The 13,673-nt window shown below is 53.0% G+C and carries 13 protein-coding genes; 7 read left to right on the forward strand and 6 right to left on the reverse strand.

Annotated elements, in window-relative coordinates; translation table 11 throughout:
- Window positions 1-2: 2 nt before the first annotated feature.
- Window positions 3-458: an ion channel gene (locus KO497_RS04090; RefSeq protein WP_215942692.1), complete on the reverse strand. Its 456-nt coding sequence runs from the start codon at window positions 456-458 to the stop codon at window positions 3-5.
- Window positions 459-552: 94 nt separating this feature from the next.
- Here KO497_RS04090 and smpB point away from each other — a divergent pair, with 94 nt between their 5' ends.
- The 4 genes from smpB to KO497_RS04110 all read left to right on the forward strand — a co-directional run bounded on the left by smpB (window position 553) and on the right by KO497_RS04110 (window position 3,667).
- Complete coding sequence (gene smpB, locus KO497_RS04095; RefSeq protein WP_215942693.1) at window positions 553-1,032, forward strand: SsrA-binding protein SmpB; 480 nt, start codon at window positions 553-555, stop codon at window positions 1,030-1,032.
- Between the two features lie 142 nt (window positions 1,033-1,174).
- Window positions 1,175-1,462 carry a hypothetical protein gene (locus KO497_RS04100; protein ID WP_215942694.1) on the forward strand — a complete coding sequence of 96 codons (288 nt, stop codon included), beginning with the start codon at window positions 1,175-1,177 and terminating at the stop codon, window positions 1,460-1,462.
- Window positions 1,463-1,628: 166 nt separating this feature from the next.
- Window positions 1,629-2,483 carry a 3-mercaptopyruvate sulfurtransferase gene (gene sseA / locus KO497_RS04105; RefSeq protein WP_215942695.1) on the forward strand — a complete coding sequence of 285 codons (855 nt, stop codon included), beginning with the start codon at window positions 1,629-1,631 and terminating at the stop codon, window positions 2,481-2,483.
- Window positions 2,483-3,667: an aromatic amino acid transaminase gene (locus tag KO497_RS04110; RefSeq protein ID WP_215942773.1), complete on the forward strand. Its 1,185-nt coding sequence runs from the start codon at window positions 2,483-2,485 to the stop codon at window positions 3,665-3,667. Before sseA ends, KO497_RS04110 begins: the two co-directional genes overlap by 1 nt.
- Window positions 3,668-3,765: 98 nt before the next feature.
- Here KO497_RS04110 and KO497_RS04115 read toward each other — a convergent pair whose 3' ends face one another.
- The 3 genes from KO497_RS04115 to KO497_RS04125 all read right to left on the reverse strand — a co-directional run bounded on the left by KO497_RS04115 (window position 3,766) and on the right by KO497_RS04125 (window position 6,440).
- The gene (locus KO497_RS04115) at window positions 3,766-4,581 is read right to left on the reverse strand and encodes a hypothetical protein (protein WP_215942696.1); all 816 of its coding nucleotides are present in this window, start codon (window positions 4,579-4,581) and stop codon (window positions 3,766-3,768) included.
- Between the two features lie 166 nt (window positions 4,582-4,747).
- Complete coding sequence (gene amt / locus KO497_RS04120; RefSeq protein WP_215942697.1) at window positions 4,748-6,067, reverse strand: ammonium transporter; 1,320 nt, start codon at window positions 6,065-6,067, stop codon at window positions 4,748-4,750.
- A gap of 34 nt (window positions 6,068-6,101) precedes the next feature.
- Window positions 6,102-6,440: a P-II family nitrogen regulator gene (locus tag KO497_RS04125; RefSeq protein WP_215942698.1), complete on the reverse strand. Its 339-nt coding sequence runs from the start codon at window positions 6,438-6,440 to the stop codon at window positions 6,102-6,104.
- A 266-nt stretch (window positions 6,441-6,706) separates the two neighbouring features.
- On the opposite strand from KO497_RS04125, the gene KO497_RS04130 reads away from it, so the two are divergent.
- Window positions 6,707-8,905 carry a transglycosylase domain-containing protein gene (locus tag KO497_RS04130; RefSeq protein WP_215942699.1) on the forward strand — a complete coding sequence of 733 codons (2,199 nt, stop codon included), beginning with the start codon at window positions 6,707-6,709 and terminating at the stop codon, window positions 8,903-8,905.
- 89 nt (window positions 8,906-8,994) lie between these two features.
- On the opposite strand, the gene KO497_RS04135 is transcribed toward KO497_RS04130, so the two are convergent.
- Both KO497_RS04135 and KO497_RS04140 read right to left on the reverse strand, forming a co-directional pair.
- Window positions 8,995-9,609, reverse strand: a complete 615-nt coding sequence (locus KO497_RS04135) for an MlaC/ttg2D family ABC transporter substrate-binding protein (RefSeq protein ID WP_215942700.1) — start codon at window positions 9,607-9,609, stop codon at window positions 8,995-8,997.
- Window positions 9,602-10,351 (reverse strand): MlaA family lipoprotein, encoded by a 750-nt coding sequence (locus KO497_RS04140; protein WP_354668086.1) that lies wholly within the window; start codon window positions 10,349-10,351, stop codon window positions 9,602-9,604. Before KO497_RS04140 ends, KO497_RS04135 begins: the two co-directional genes overlap by 8 nt.
- Before the next feature lie 202 nt (window positions 10,352-10,553).
- On the opposite strand from KO497_RS04140, the gene KO497_RS04145 reads away from it, so the two are divergent.
- A complete protein-coding gene (locus tag KO497_RS04145; RefSeq protein WP_215942701.1) occupies window positions 10,554-12,290 on the forward strand; it encodes a type I secretion system permease/ATPase in 1,737 nt (578 codons plus the stop codon).
- Window positions 12,287-13,669, forward strand: a complete 1,383-nt coding sequence (locus tag KO497_RS04150; protein WP_215942702.1) for an HlyD family type I secretion periplasmic adaptor subunit — start codon at window positions 12,287-12,289, stop codon at window positions 13,667-13,669. Before KO497_RS04145 ends, KO497_RS04150 begins: the two co-directional genes overlap by 4 nt.
- Window positions 13,670-13,673 lie beyond the last annotated feature (4 nt).

Here is a 13,673-nt window from a genome sequence, read left to right on the forward strand (position 1 = left end):
GTTTAATGGTCTGTTGGCCTGCGCTTTTTCAAAGTGTCCAACTGGTTGCGCCGCACATGGCGCAGCACTTCCATCAGCAAAGCGGTCATCATGCCGATGTTCAGCAGACCGTTCGTGGCGCACATGCCACTGAGCAGCCGCCATTCGACTGGCAGCAGCAAATCGCCAAACCCCAGTGTTGTGAACGAAACCAGTGCGAAATAGAGGGATTCTTCGAATTGGATGAACACCCCGAGCACGCGAAAGGCGAGGGCCCAAATCCAGACGCCCGCGGTGATCATCCACAGCACAGCGATGACCGCACCCGCCAGAACCACGGCCAATTTAGGGCGGTGAGGTTCCTTGACCAACCATTTATGCGCGCGGTTTAGAATGATTTCAAATACCAAAAAACCAAGCGTCGCCACGGCAACGGACAGCAAAATAAGACAGGTGCCGACGAAAATTTGTATGAACATGATCAGGTAACCTCTGATTTTGCCTGAATATGACAGAGCAAGCCTGCGCGGGCCAGTGGACACTGTGCTGCGGATGTCCTATTTGATCAGGATTATGGCAAAGAAACAGACCGCAGAAGAAAAGAACTACAAGGTGATCGCCGAGAATCGGCGCGCACGCTATGACTACGCGATCGAGAGCGATCTCGAATGTGGCGTTTTGTTACATGGCTCTGAGGTCAAATCTTTGCGCACTGGCGGATCAAATATCGCAGAAAGCTATGCTGCAGTTGAGGCGAACGAGTTGTGGTTGGTCAATTCCTACATCGCGCCCTACCAACAGGCGATGTTCCCGCATGAAGAGCGGCGTAGACGTAAGTTGCTCGTATCTAAGCGTGAGTTGTCCAAGCTCTGGCAGGCAACGGGGCGTGAGGGCATGACGCTCGTGCCGCTCGTGATGTATTTCAACCATAAAGGGCGGGTCAAAATTAAAATTGGCATCGCCAAAGGTAAAAAGAACCACGACAAACGTGCCTCAGATGCCAAACGTGATTGGAATCGCCAAAAGTCACGTTTGCTACGTCACAATTCCTAAACTGACGCTTGTGCCCTTCCTTTGTGGGGGACTACCTTGCGATTTCTCCCCTAGGTCTGTGCTTTTATTCTCCTTTAAGGATTGAACACCAAGGCGAAGGGCCTGCTTTGGCGCTTCGTGATTGGCCGGGATGGAGAATGATATGGAACACCTTCTTATACAGTTGATTTTTGGTGCCGCAGGCGGAAATGCCGTTGGCAAACTTGTGCCAAAGCTGGATCTTGGAACGCTTGGAAATTCGGTCGTTGGCATCGTTGGTGGCGGCATTGGTGGGCAGCTTTTGAATAAGCTTGGCACAGGCGGTATAGGGATGGCGACTGGTGGCATCGATGTTGAAGCGATCATACAAAGTTTCGCAGGCGGCGGTGTCGGTGGCGGCGCGTTGATGGTTGTAGTTGGTTTGCTTAAATCACAGATGCGCAAAGCCTAGCTGTGGTTCAGGCGACTGATGATGGTCGCATTGAAATCGCGTCTTTGTAAGGTTTTGATCTGAAGTCTGCCATTTTGGCACAGAATCATACCTTTGGTAGGTCTCGCGCCTTGCATGAAATGAGGCAGAGCGTTATGCGAAGATATACCAATTCAAAGGCCGAAAAATGCCCCATAGCGATCCGAAAACGCTCGTGTCGACGACTTGGCTCGCCGAACGTGTAAAAGACCCAGATTTGCGTCTGATTGATGCGTCATGGTATTTGCCTGATATGAACCGAGACGCCAAAGCCGAATATGTGAACGAGCATATCGCGGGCGCACGGTTTGTCGACATCGATGATGTTTCCGATGCGCGCTCGACCTTGCCGCATATGCTGCCGCCCGCCGAAAAATTCATGTCGCGGATGCGCGCGCTTGGTGTCGGCGATGGACATCAAGTTGTGATTTATGACGGCTCGGGACTATTTTCAGCGCCGCGCCTTTGGTGGATGTTTAAATATTTTGGCCAAAGCAAAGTTGCTGTTTTGGATGGCGGCTTGCCCAAGTGGAAAGCCGAAAAACGCCCCACAACCACTGAGCCACCTGTCATTCGTGACCGGCATATGGTTGTCGTTGAGCAAAGCGATTTATTGCGCGATGTAACTCAAGTGGCTTCGTCGTCGAAGCTTGGCGATCACACAATTATTGATGCGCGCCCCGGTCCCCGCTTTCGTGGCGAGGCTCCAGAGCCGCGCGCGGGTCTGCGGGTCGGTCATATTCCAAATGCGCGCAACGTGCCGTTTGGCAACCTATTGCAAGCCGATGGCACCTTGAAACACCCAGGCGAACTGCGCCTCGTGTTCGAAGCCGCCGGCGTCGATTTGACCAAACCTGCGATTACATCCTGTGGATCAGGCGTGACCGCAGCAATTTTGAGCCTTGCGCTTGAGCGGATCGGAGTAAAGCACGCGCTTTATGATGGAAGCTGGGCGGAGTGGGGCATGTACGGCGACCTGAAAGTCGCAACAGGAGAAGCATGATGCTGAACAACTTGAACCCTCAATTCCCTGATCCAATCATGCAGTTGATCACGCTGTGCCGCGAAGACACGCGTGATACGAAAATTGATCTTGGTGTTGGCGTCTACAAAGACGGCACAGGACAAACGCCGGTGATGCAAGCGGTGCGTGCCGCCAGCAAAAAGGTTTGGGACAATGAGACCACCAAGGTCTACACAGGCCTGCCTGGTGATCCCGCGTTCGGTCAGGCTATGCGTGAACTGGTTTTGGCTGACAGTGTCGATGCGGGTCGCGTTGGCGTTATCGGGACACCAGGTGGCACTGGCGCGATCCGTCAAGCGTTTGAATTGGCGCGCTTGGCGAACCCCGATGTAACCGTGTGGACATCGAACCCGACATGGCCGAACCACTTGGCTATTTTGAAATTCATGGGCATTCCAAACACGGAATACGCCTATTTCGACGAAGTGTCTTGTCGCGTTGATTTTGACGCTATGATGGATAGCCTAAAAGACGTTAAAGCAGGCGATATGGTGTTGTTGCACGGCTGCTGTCACAACCCAACAGGCGCGAACCTGACGCTTGAACAATTCGGGCTTGTGGCTGATTTGATCGCGGACAAAGGCGCGTTGGCGCTGGTCGATATCGCCTACCAAGGGTTCGGCGACGGTTTGGAAGAAGACGCAGCCCCCACGCGTTTGTTGGCGTCCAAATTGCCAGAGATGCTGATCGCCGCGTCTTGTTCCAAAAACTTTGGGGTCTATCGCGAGCGCACGGGGTGCTTGATGGCAATCTCGGAAGACGCGTCCATGACAGCCAAAACTCAAGCGAACATGAACTACTTGAACCGTGTCGCATTTTCATTCCCACCAGACCATGGTGCGCGCTTGGTGACAACTGTTTTGACAGACGAAGAACTGACAGCACAGTGGAAAACTGAGCTTGAAAACGTGCGTTTGAGCATGCTTGGCTTGCGCACGCAGCTGTCAGACGAGCTGCGCCAGCGGACCAATTCTGATCGGTTTGATTTCATTGCGAAGCACCGCGGGATGTTCTCACGTATTGGTGCGACACCTGAAGAAGTGATGAAAATGCGCGAAGATTTCGCGATCTACATGGTGTCTGACAGTCGGATGAACATTGCGGGTTTGACGCCAAAAACAGTGCCATTGCTGGCCGAGGCGATTGCAAAATCTTGCAAGTGATATTGCAGCACCACACTTGACGTGAAAAGGCCCCTTTGTTGTGGGCCTTTTTTATGTGCACAGTCTTAGGTCTCGGCGAAACTATAGGGTCTTTGTCGTTAGCCGGATTGAACTTTCTGCATCTGCGCATCGAAAGCTTTCCATGTGAGAGAGGCCTTATTGCCTGCGATCCCATGATAGTGAGATTTGCCGCTCGAATTGGGCAGGCCTGCCCAAATTTTCGCAAGGTTGTTCATGAAATCATGTCGTTTCATCCTACCTGTCTGAAATTCAACCAGCCCAGCGTCGGCGAGCAGGACGTCAGATAGTGTATCTTGCACGTTTGGTGTGAACAGGGTGCTTGTTGGGACCCCTACCTGTGCAACCACCCGCTTTAGGGTCTTAGGGATGAATTGATAGCGGCCGATGGCATGGGGTTGCCCTGGCGTCGCGTCGATCCAAGCATAGATTTCATCGATGGTCATTTGTGTGGGACGTTTTTGCGGACGTACTTTGGCACCGTGTTGCACGGCGTCATAGCCATCGCGGTGCGATTCTGCTTGACCGATGATGTGCCGAATTTGTGCAACTGATGTCGTGCCGCTGGGACGCAGATATGAGGCGCGCATGGCGGCCGTCATCACATGCGTTTGCTTGGGGAGTGCGACGGGAAGGTTGACTTTCGTTGGCTTGGCGACGGGGTCAGGGCGCGGGGGCAGAGGGGCAAAGAACCCTAGATTGGCGTTGGTCGGGACAAGGCTCGGGCTTTGCGTCGAGGCAAGGAAAAGCGGTTGAGCACTGCCCGTTGGCGCAAGCACGCCTCGGTTTTGGAAAAACAAAGATCCACCGATCATCGTACTGGGTTCGGCGATGGCTGACCCCAAAGCTACGAAAAGTAAGATGTGAGCGCCAAGCGCACGGTAGATAAAAGTCATTCTGACCTCCTTGTAATGGCAGCGTATCCCAGCAAACGGATGCGGCGAACAAAGAGACTATCGGTCCAATTTATTTAGAATTGGTTGAGTTTGGGGAAATTCCGTACCCCAAAGCAAAAGGCCCGAGCAGTGATGCCCGGGCCGATCAAGATAATATTGAAAGGGATTATCCTTTGTAGAACTCAGGGTATGCTTCCATGCCGAGCTCTGCTTTGTCGAGACCGAGGACCTCAGCTTCTTCGGAGACGCGGATGCCGCCGAATGCTTTGAGGACCAACCAGACAACCAATGAGGTGATGAAGACAAAGGCGCCGATGATGATGATGCCCATGGCTTGTGTGACAAAAGATGTGCCGTCGTTTGTGATTGGAACAGCCATTGTGCCCCAGATACCAGCAACCAAGTGTACTGGGATCGCGCCAACAACGTCATCAATTTTCAATTTGTCGAGCAGTGGCACTGTGTAAACAACGATGATACCGCCGATGCCGCCGATGACCAAAGACATGAACAAAGATGGAGCAAGTGGTTCAGCGGTGATGGATACGAGACCAGCAAGCGCGCCGTTGAGAACCATGGTGAGGTCAACTTTGCCGTATTGGATTTGTGTCAGGATCAAAGCAACAACCGCGCCGGCAGCAGCCGCCATGTTTGTGTTTGCAAAGATGCGAGACACGTCAGTGATATCGCCAACAGTCCCAGCAGCCAATTGTGAGCCACCGTTAAAGCCGAACCAACCGAGCCACAAGATGAATGTACCCAATGTTGCGAGCGCCAAGTTGGAACCAGGCATTGGAACAGTTTTGCCGTCTTTGTATTTGCCGATGCGTGGGCCGAGAACGATAGCACCTGCAAGTGCCGCGAAACCGCCTGCTGCGTGAACCAATGTGGAGCCAGCAAAGTCAGAGAAGCCCATTTCAGACAAGAAGCCGCCGCCCCACTGCCAAGATGCTTCGATCGGGTAGATAACGCCGGTCAAGATCGTGGTGAAGATAAGGAATGGCCACAATTTGATACGCTCAGCAAGCGTACCAGAAACGATGGACGCAGTTGTCGCACAGAACATCAACTGGAAGAAAAAGTCGGATGCGCCGGATGCGTAGTCGAGTGATGCGTCTGCAGCAGCAAGACCAACTGGCTCAAGTGAGGTAATGGCGAACCATGGGCCCATGACGCCTTCGATAACCCATTCGCCCGGGTACATGATACCATAGCCGATGAGCCAGTACATGATGGACGCAATCGCGAAGAGAGCGATATTTTTGGTGAGCTGTGTTGTGACGTTCTTAGAGCGTACAAGGCCTGCTTCGAGCATAGCAAAGCCAGCGGCCATCCAGAACACCAAGAAGCCGCCAATAAGGAATAGCATCGTGGTTAGGATGTAGGGGGTGATGTCAGGTGCGGCTTCCGCGGCGTCCTGAGCGAAAGCCACAACGGGAAGCACAGAGGCTGCCAGTGAGGCTGGGATGAGTTTGGTGAGTTTCATGTATGGTGACCCTTTTCGTCTCAATCTTGCGCGCTTAAATTGCGTCGTCGTTTGTTTCGCCGGTACGGACGCGAACAGCGCCTTCCACGTCGAGAACAAAGATTTTGCCGTCACCGATTTTATCGGTTTTGGCAGTTGTCGCGATGGTGTCGACAACTTGTTCTGCCATGGCATCCGCCACAACAACTTCAAGTTTCACCTTCGGAACAAAGTTCACGGCGTATTCTGCGCCACGGTAGATTTCTGTGTGGCCGGACTGAGAGCCAAAGCCCTTAACTTCCGTTACCATCATCCCACGCACACCAATGCTGGTGAGTGCTTCGCGGACCTCTTCAAGCTTGAATGGCTTGATCGCTGCGATAATTAATTTCACGTTTTTCCCCTTCCGATTAGTCGGGTGCTGTCAGCTCAGACAGGCACTGGCCAAGAAAGACGCTGTTAAGGGGTTGTACACAAGCGAGGATGTGCCCAATTGTGAGTCGAAAACAGGCAGGGGTGATTAATAATTATACATTTTAATCGCGTTGATTAATAAATAGGCAAAAAATAAAGCAAAGTTCGAGGCGCGATTCCCCCTCAACATTCGTGAGACGCCTCTATACTGTGCAAGCAACATACAAAAAACGATTGAGCAGTGACATGGCAGGACAAGGTGGCACAAGCCGCGGCGGTGGCAAAAAACGGTTGGTGGCGGAGCGCAGGTATCCCGCAGCATCACAGGCAAAACCGAAAGCTAAGGCAAAACCTAAACGCGCAACCCCCAAACGCAGACGTAAAGCGGCACCAAAACGGTCGTCCAACATTTTTGTGCGCGTGATCGGGGGCATGATCCGTTGGGTGCTGCGCTTGATTTGGCTGATTTTCTCGCGTGGTGCTTTGGCGGGGGCCGTTGTCTTGGGTCTCGCGATTTTCTATGTGTATACCACGCTCCCACCGTTCTCAGAGCTTCTTGATGGCCGGGCACGCGGGTCTGTGACGCTGACGGACCGTGATGGCGCGGTGTTTGCTTGGCGCGGCGAACAGTTCGGGGGACAGATAACTGCCGATACAGTCTCCCCACACCTCAAAAATGCGATCGTTGCGACGGAAGACCGGCGTTTTTATAAGCATTTCGGCCTATCGCCGCGCGGTATCGCGTCAGCTGTAAAGATCAATCTGAGCGAAGGGCGCGGGCCTTTGTCGGGTCACGGTGGCTCAACGCTTACGCAACAAGTGGCGAAACTACTGTGCCTTGGGGTGCCCTTTGATCCCAAAGAGTGGAAAAGCCAAACTGAATACGAAGCGGACTGTCGCCAAGGTAGTATCACACGCAAAGCCAAAGAAGCCGTATATGCCATGGCGATGGAAGCGCGTTATTCCAAAGACGAAATTCTTTCAATCTATATGAACCGTGCCTATCTAGGGGCTGGCGCAAATGGGTTCGAGGCGGCTTCTGAGCGTTATTTCGGCATATCAGCCGCTGACGTGAATATTGCGCAAAGTGCGATGCTTGCAGGGCTTTTGACAGCACCTTCGCGTTATGCACCCACCAGTAACCTTAAGCGCTCGCAGGAACGCGCTGGTATCGTATTGCTGTTGATGAACCAACAGGGTTTTATTTCGGACGCTGAACGTGCTGAGGCCAAAGCGAATCCTGCTGAACTGTCGGAGGCCGCACAGCAACGAGCGGGCGGATATTACGCCGACTGGGTGATGGGCGCTGGTCCTGACTTTTTGACACGCGAAACCACTGAGGACGTCATCATTGAGACGACCTTTGATCCTCGCCTGCAAAACGCTGCCGAAGAGGCGCTGACATGGGTGTTTGACAACAAGGTACGCGAAGGGTCCAAAGCCCAAGCTGCGATTGTGATCATGAGCGCAGATGGCGCCGTGCGTGGCATGGTCGGCGGGCGTAAATTGCGCGGCATCACAGGCGCGTTCAACCGTGCCACACAAGCCAAGCGCCAGCCAGGGTCAGCGTTCAAGCCATTCGTCTTTGCCACGGCCTTGGATATGGGCTGGTCATACGACAGCCCGATCTTAGACGAACCTATTACGGTGAACATCCCCGGCTCTGGTCCTTGGTCGCCACAAAACTATGATCGTAAATTTCACGGCATGGTGACTGTGACTGAGGCGCTGCAAAAAAGCTTTAACATTCCAGCGGTAAAACTGGCGATGGATGTGGGACTTGAGAATGTGCGCACCGTGGCGCAGATGTTCGGTATTGAAAGCGATCTCGCACAGGGGCCAGCTTTGGCGCTCGGCGCATCAGAATCGACACTGCTGGAAATGACCGGTGCATATGCGGGTATTTTGAATGGTGGGTCGTCTGTAACCCCCTATGGATTGCGCTCTTTGCGTCTGAAAGGCACATCGGACGAGATCATGGGGCAAGATGGCGGTCTGGGTGAACGCGTCATCACGCCGGCTGCGGCTGAGCAACTCATTTATATGATGTACAACGTGGTTCAAAATGGCACTGGCACCCGCGCCCGTCTTGATGGTGTCGAGGCCGCAGGTAAAACCGGCACAACCCAGGCTGCGCGCGATGCGTGGTTCATGGGGTTCACTGCAGATTACGTTGTGGGCGTCTGGATGGGGTATGACGACAATTCGCCTTTGACTGGGGTCACAGGCGGTGGCTTGCCTGCTGATATCTGGCACGAAACCATGAAGCGTGTGCAGCAAGATCGGCCTGGAAAGCCTCTGCCAATGTTACGCCCCTCTGTGCCGCCGCAGATTCCAGCGAATTCCAGCCAGAGTGTATCCAATAGTGGCGCCCGTCAAAATAACGACAAGGCTCAGAATGTGTTGGGCGATATTCTGTCGTCTATATTTGGCAAAAAGAATTGACGCATCCGTGATGCACGCGGTCTAAAATGAAAAACGGCGCGCCCTTAGGTAGGGGTGCGCCGTTTGAAATGCATTAACCTTGGCTGAGCTTATTTAAGAGCTGCTGTCAGTCTATCGATGCTGCCACCGGCTTTATCCAACATTGCACCGATTTCAGCGCGCTCAGATTTCAGAAGTGAAATGCCTTCGATCGTCAGGTCAATGAATTTACCCGTTTTGTCAGCCACGATGAATGAGATCGCAAAGGGCGATTCGCCACGCAAAATAGCTGTGCAGGACACCTCGTAGATCGAATTGATCTTTTGTGTCTTGTTCACTTCAATCTTGCCGCCGATGAACTCGCGAAAACGCGATCCATATTTGCGCGAAATGTAGCCTTGAAACGCACTTGTAAACGCACTCAATTGCGCTGCTGACGCTGAGCGTGCAGAGGGCCCAAGCACCGAGCGGGCGATGTTCGGGGTGTCAGCGTAGTTGACCAAGACACGCTCAAAGTCAGCGAACATGCCAGACTCGGATTTGCCTGAGTTGATGATCGTATTGATATCGCTCACAGCCTTGGTGATCAGTGCTTCAGCCTGAGAGCTTGAGAACGCAAACGCCGCGTGTGGCATGGCGATAAGCAATGTTAAACCAGAAACTGCACCAGTCAAAAAGCGACGGCGGCCAAGATCGGAGGGGCGGGAAGGAAATAGGTTATTCATAAAAATCCTCGTAAAGATCGTAGGAGGGGTTATCCACAGGTGCAGAGTCATCTTGCGAAACTGGTGTGCCAAGTTCGAAGCGGCGTCTATCGAGATATGACAAACGCAACTGCGCATAGCCATCTGCACTGTCATATATCACAGACTCGTAGAGATCAGAGTAACGATACCGCGTGTCAACGATGTCCGCTACTTTAAGACCGGTTTTGATGTTTGATGCTTTGGGGGCCAGCACCGTGCCTAGTGGATCAAGCGCGATGTCGACGATTAGCCCGACCATATCGCGGTTGGTCGAGGGGCCATAAACAGGCAGAACAATGTATTCCCCTTCGCCAAAGCCCCAGACATGCAAAGTTTCACCGAAATCGCTGTCGCGTTTATCAAGCCCAACTTCGGAGGCTGGATCGAAAAGCCCAGCAAACCCAAGTGTCGCATTCACAGCGAAGCGTGCCGTGTTGTGAAGCGCATCCACAAGTTTGAACTGAAGCAGATTGTTGACCACAGTTCCAGGCAAGCTCAAGGTGTCAGAAACATTGCTCAGGCCTTTGCGCACAGGATCAGGCACGACCGTTCCGTAGGCGACCGCGACAGGTTTGATCACACCACGATCTAACTGAATGTTAGACTCATATGTCGCGCGGTTTTGCGCTTCATGCGGGTCGTTTATGCCCGTTGCCGGCGTGTGGGATGCACAGGCAGACAAGGTGAGCGCGGCGACAAAAATAAGGGCAAGCTTTTTCACTGATTGATAATCCAGTTTAATGCGTTGGCAGCACAAAAGCTGCTGAGTACAGTTGCCAGATAGTCCTTATTTGGCAGAAGCCCAATATTAACATGTTTCGCAATAAACTCCTGTGACACAGAATCAACAATGTGCGGCGAGATATTATTCGTTTTACAGCAACTTTCCGCACAAAGTTACAAAAGTGGGCTAAAAACACCCAATGTCTCAAGACAGTATGCGCCAAGGTAAGGAAGAACTCGCTCAGGTCTGTAATCGATCTCGCAGTCTTTTTGTCGCAACAGGCATTTTTTCGATTTGCTTGAATGCGTTGATGTTAACAGGCCCGCTGTTCATGTTGCAGGTATACGATCGCGTGTTGGGGTCTGGTTCTGAGGCAACGCTGGTCGCGCTTATTGTGATTGTCGGCTTTTTGTATGTGATGATGGGTCTGCTTGACGGGGTGCGTTCGCGCGTGCTGACGCGGATCGGGGCACTATTCCAGTCTGATCTTGAACAACGCGTTTTCAGAGCCTCCCTGCGTCGATCTGCTATCGAGCAACAACAGCCAGGCAGAGCCAATCCCATGGATGATTTGACAGCCATCCAGCGGTTTTTGGCATCCCCCGTGATGGCTGCGGTATTCGATTTGCCGTTTGTGCCGCTGTTTTTGTTCGGCATCGCTCTGTTCCACCCCTATTTGGGATATCTTGCTGTGGGCGGTGGTTTTGTTCTGGTGCTCGTCACCTTAATCAACCGCGCAACGTCAAAGCATCCACAAAGCATTGCCACCCGCGCCGAGGCCGCATCGTCACAGATGGCAAACCGCCTTGGTTCTGAAGCCGAAGCTGTTCGGTCGCTGGGTATGGAACGTGCTGCTTATGATCGTTGGTTCAAATCTCGCAAAGTGGCGATGAGCCATGCTGTCCAAGCCTCTGACCTGACGATGAGTTTCTCGGCGATGTCCAGAGCTCTGCGTTTGTTTTTACAATCGGCGATGCTCGCATTGGGCGCATGGCTGGTGCTGCAACAGGAAATCTCTGCAGGCGCGATGATCGCCAGTTCGATCTTGCTCGGACGGACCTTGCAGCCTATCGATTTGATGGTCGGCCAGTGGAGTGCGGTGCAGCGTGCCAATCTGGGCTGGTCAAACCTATCCGAATTGCTTGGCTCTGTTGGTAAAGAGCCGGCGCGCACAGAATTGCCACGTCCAAATGCCAATTTGCATGTACTGAATCTAACCGTGATCCCCCCCGGTCAAGCACAAGCATCGTTGCGGATGGTGTCTTTCAAAGTTGAGCCGGGCGAAGCCGTTGGTGTGATTGGTCCCTCAGGCGCTGGCAAGTCCACGTTGGCGCGCGCTATGACAAGTGTGTGGTCTCCCACTGGCGGGGCGATCCGTTTGGATGGTGCTAAGCTCGATCAATACGATCCAGATGTTCTGGGCAGCTATATTGGGTACTTGCCGCAACGCGTTCAGCTGTTTGATGGCACCATTGCCGAAAATATCGCCAAACTTGCCTTTCAACCTGATGGAGCGTCTGTGGTCGCCTCCGCTCAAAAAGCCGATGCGCACGCCATGATTCTGTCTTTGCCCAAAGGGTACGATACGCCAGTATCTTCAGTCGGGGGCTTGCTGTCAGGCGGCCAATTGCAGCGTATCGGCCTTGCGCGTGCCTTTTATGGCAATCCGGTTTTGGTGATTTTGGATGAACCAAACTCAAATCTGGATAACGATGGATCGGTTGCGCTGAACGTGGCCATCAGACGGCACAAAGAAGAAGGCGGTACGGTTATGATCATGGCGCATCGTCCCTCTGCGATTCAAGAATGCGATAAGCTATTGGTGCTTGAAAACGGCGCATTACGCGCGTTCGGTCCGCGTGATGCCGTGCTCAATGAAATGGTCAAAAACAGTAAGGATATTATGCGCAAGCCGGGTCCGGGGGGCGTACGATGACCCAGAACCTTCCAACCGAAATTGAGACCGAAAAACTGTCCGCTGCAGATGTCTTGAATGCCGCCAGCGCCGCCGTGCCTGAACCTGATCAATGGTCCGTGCGTGGACCTTTGATCGTTGGGTTTATATGTATTTTGGTGCTGTTTGGCGGCTTCGGGCTTTGGGCCGTTTTGGCACGTATCGACGGGGCTATTGTCGTTTCAGGACAAGTGCAAGTTGAACAGAATCGTCAAGTTGTGGCGCATCGCGATGGTGGTGAAGTGGCTTCTGTTAAAGTCTCCGAAGGTGACCTTGTCGAGGCGGGGCAACTTTTGCTGCAAATCAGCGGCCGCGAACTCGTTAGTACATTGGCTATCACTGAAGGGCAATTGTTTGAGGCAATGGCCCGTGCCGCGCGATTGCAAGCCGAACGGGATGGGACAGATGAGATTGTTTTTGCACCCGAGTTGTTGGATCGGGCGCAAACCGACAACGACGTGGCGCGGTTGATTGCTGGCCAGCTTGACTTGTTTACAGCACGCCGCCTTACGGCTCAAAAAGAAATTGAACAGCTTGGCAAGCGCAGAGCGCAAATCACAGCACAAATTGCAGGGTTTATGGCGCAGCGCTCGGCTTTGGAACAGCAACTGGCCTTGATTGACGAAGATTTGGTGTCTCAGGAAGCATTGTTGAAGCGCGGCCTCACGCAGCAAAGCAGCGTAAATGCCTTGCGTCGCGAACAGGTTGGCACCGCAGGGCAAATCGGGTCGCTGACCGCGGCGATGGCACAGGCTGAATCTCAAGGCACTGAGACAGAATTGCAAATTCTTAAGCTGAGTTCTGACCGCCGCGAAAGCGCCATCACCGCGTTGCGAGATATCCAAGCGCGCAGTTTGGAATTGCGTCAGCAGCGCGAAAACCTGCAAGAGCGTCTTAAGCGGCTTGATGTGCGCGCGCCACTATCCGGTGTTGTGTATGATTTGTCGGTCTTTGGTGCTGGCGCAGTGGTGACGTCAGCCCAGCCGTTATTGTTCATTGTGCCTCAAGATCGTCCTTTGGTTGTTGCTGCGCGGGTAAGTCCTATCCATGTTGATAAAGTCTACCCCGGGCAACCGGTACGTTTGCGCTTTTCCACCTTTGACAGTCGCACCACGCCTGAAATAAACGGATCTGTGACCAAAATATCCGCTGATGCTTTCATCGATGATGCCACACGCACAAGCTACTATTTGGTGGAAATCCGTATCAATGAAGATCAAAGAAGTCTGCTGCCTGCAGGTTCTGTTCTTATTCCGGGCATGCCAGTAGAAACATATATGTCAACGGGCGAACGTTCGCCCTTGGCTTATTTGACAAAACCGCTCACTGATTACTTTGTGCGCGCGTTCCGCGAAGACTAAAAAC

It is taken from the genome of Pacificibacter marinus (assembly GCF_018860665.1).
GTDB lineage: Bacteria > Pseudomonadota > Alphaproteobacteria > Rhodobacterales > Rhodobacteraceae > Celeribacter > Celeribacter marinus_A.

Coding starts and splice junctions, on each gene's coding strand:
- KO497_RS04090 (WP_215942692.1), bottom strand. CDS start 458: ATGTTCATACAAATTTTCGTCGGCACCTGTCTTATTTTGCTGTCCGTT.
- smpB (WP_215942693.1), top strand. CDS start 553: ATGGCAAAGAAACAGACCGCAGAAGAAAAGAACTACAAGGTGATCGCC.
- KO497_RS04100 (WP_215942694.1), top strand. CDS start 1,175: ATGGAACACCTTCTTATACAGTTGATTTTTGGTGCCGCAGGCGGAAAT.
- sseA (WP_215942695.1), top strand. CDS start 1,629: ATGCCCCATAGCGATCCGAAAACGCTCGTGTCGACGACTTGGCTCGCC.
- KO497_RS04110 (WP_215942773.1), top strand. CDS start 2,483: ATGCTGAACAACTTGAACCCTCAATTCCCTGATCCAATCATGCAGTTG.
- KO497_RS04115 (WP_215942696.1), bottom strand. CDS start 4,581: ATGACTTTTATCTACCGTGCGCTTGGCGCTCACATCTTACTTTTCGTA.
- amt (WP_215942697.1), bottom strand. CDS start 6,067: ATGAAACTCACCAAACTCATCCCAGCCTCACTGGCAGCCTCTGTGCTT.
- KO497_RS04130 (WP_215942699.1), top strand. CDS start 6,707: ATGGCAGGACAAGGTGGCACAAGCCGCGGCGGTGGCAAAAAACGGTTG.
- KO497_RS04135 (WP_215942700.1), bottom strand. CDS start 9,609: ATGAATAACCTATTTCCTTCCCGCCCCTCCGATCTTGGCCGCCGTCGC.
- KO497_RS04145 (WP_215942701.1), top strand. CDS start 10,554: ATGTCTCAAGACAGTATGCGCCAAGGTAAGGAAGAACTCGCTCAGGTC.
- KO497_RS04150 (WP_215942702.1), top strand. CDS start 12,287: ATGACCCAGAACCTTCCAACCGAAATTGAGACCGAAAAACTGTCCGCT.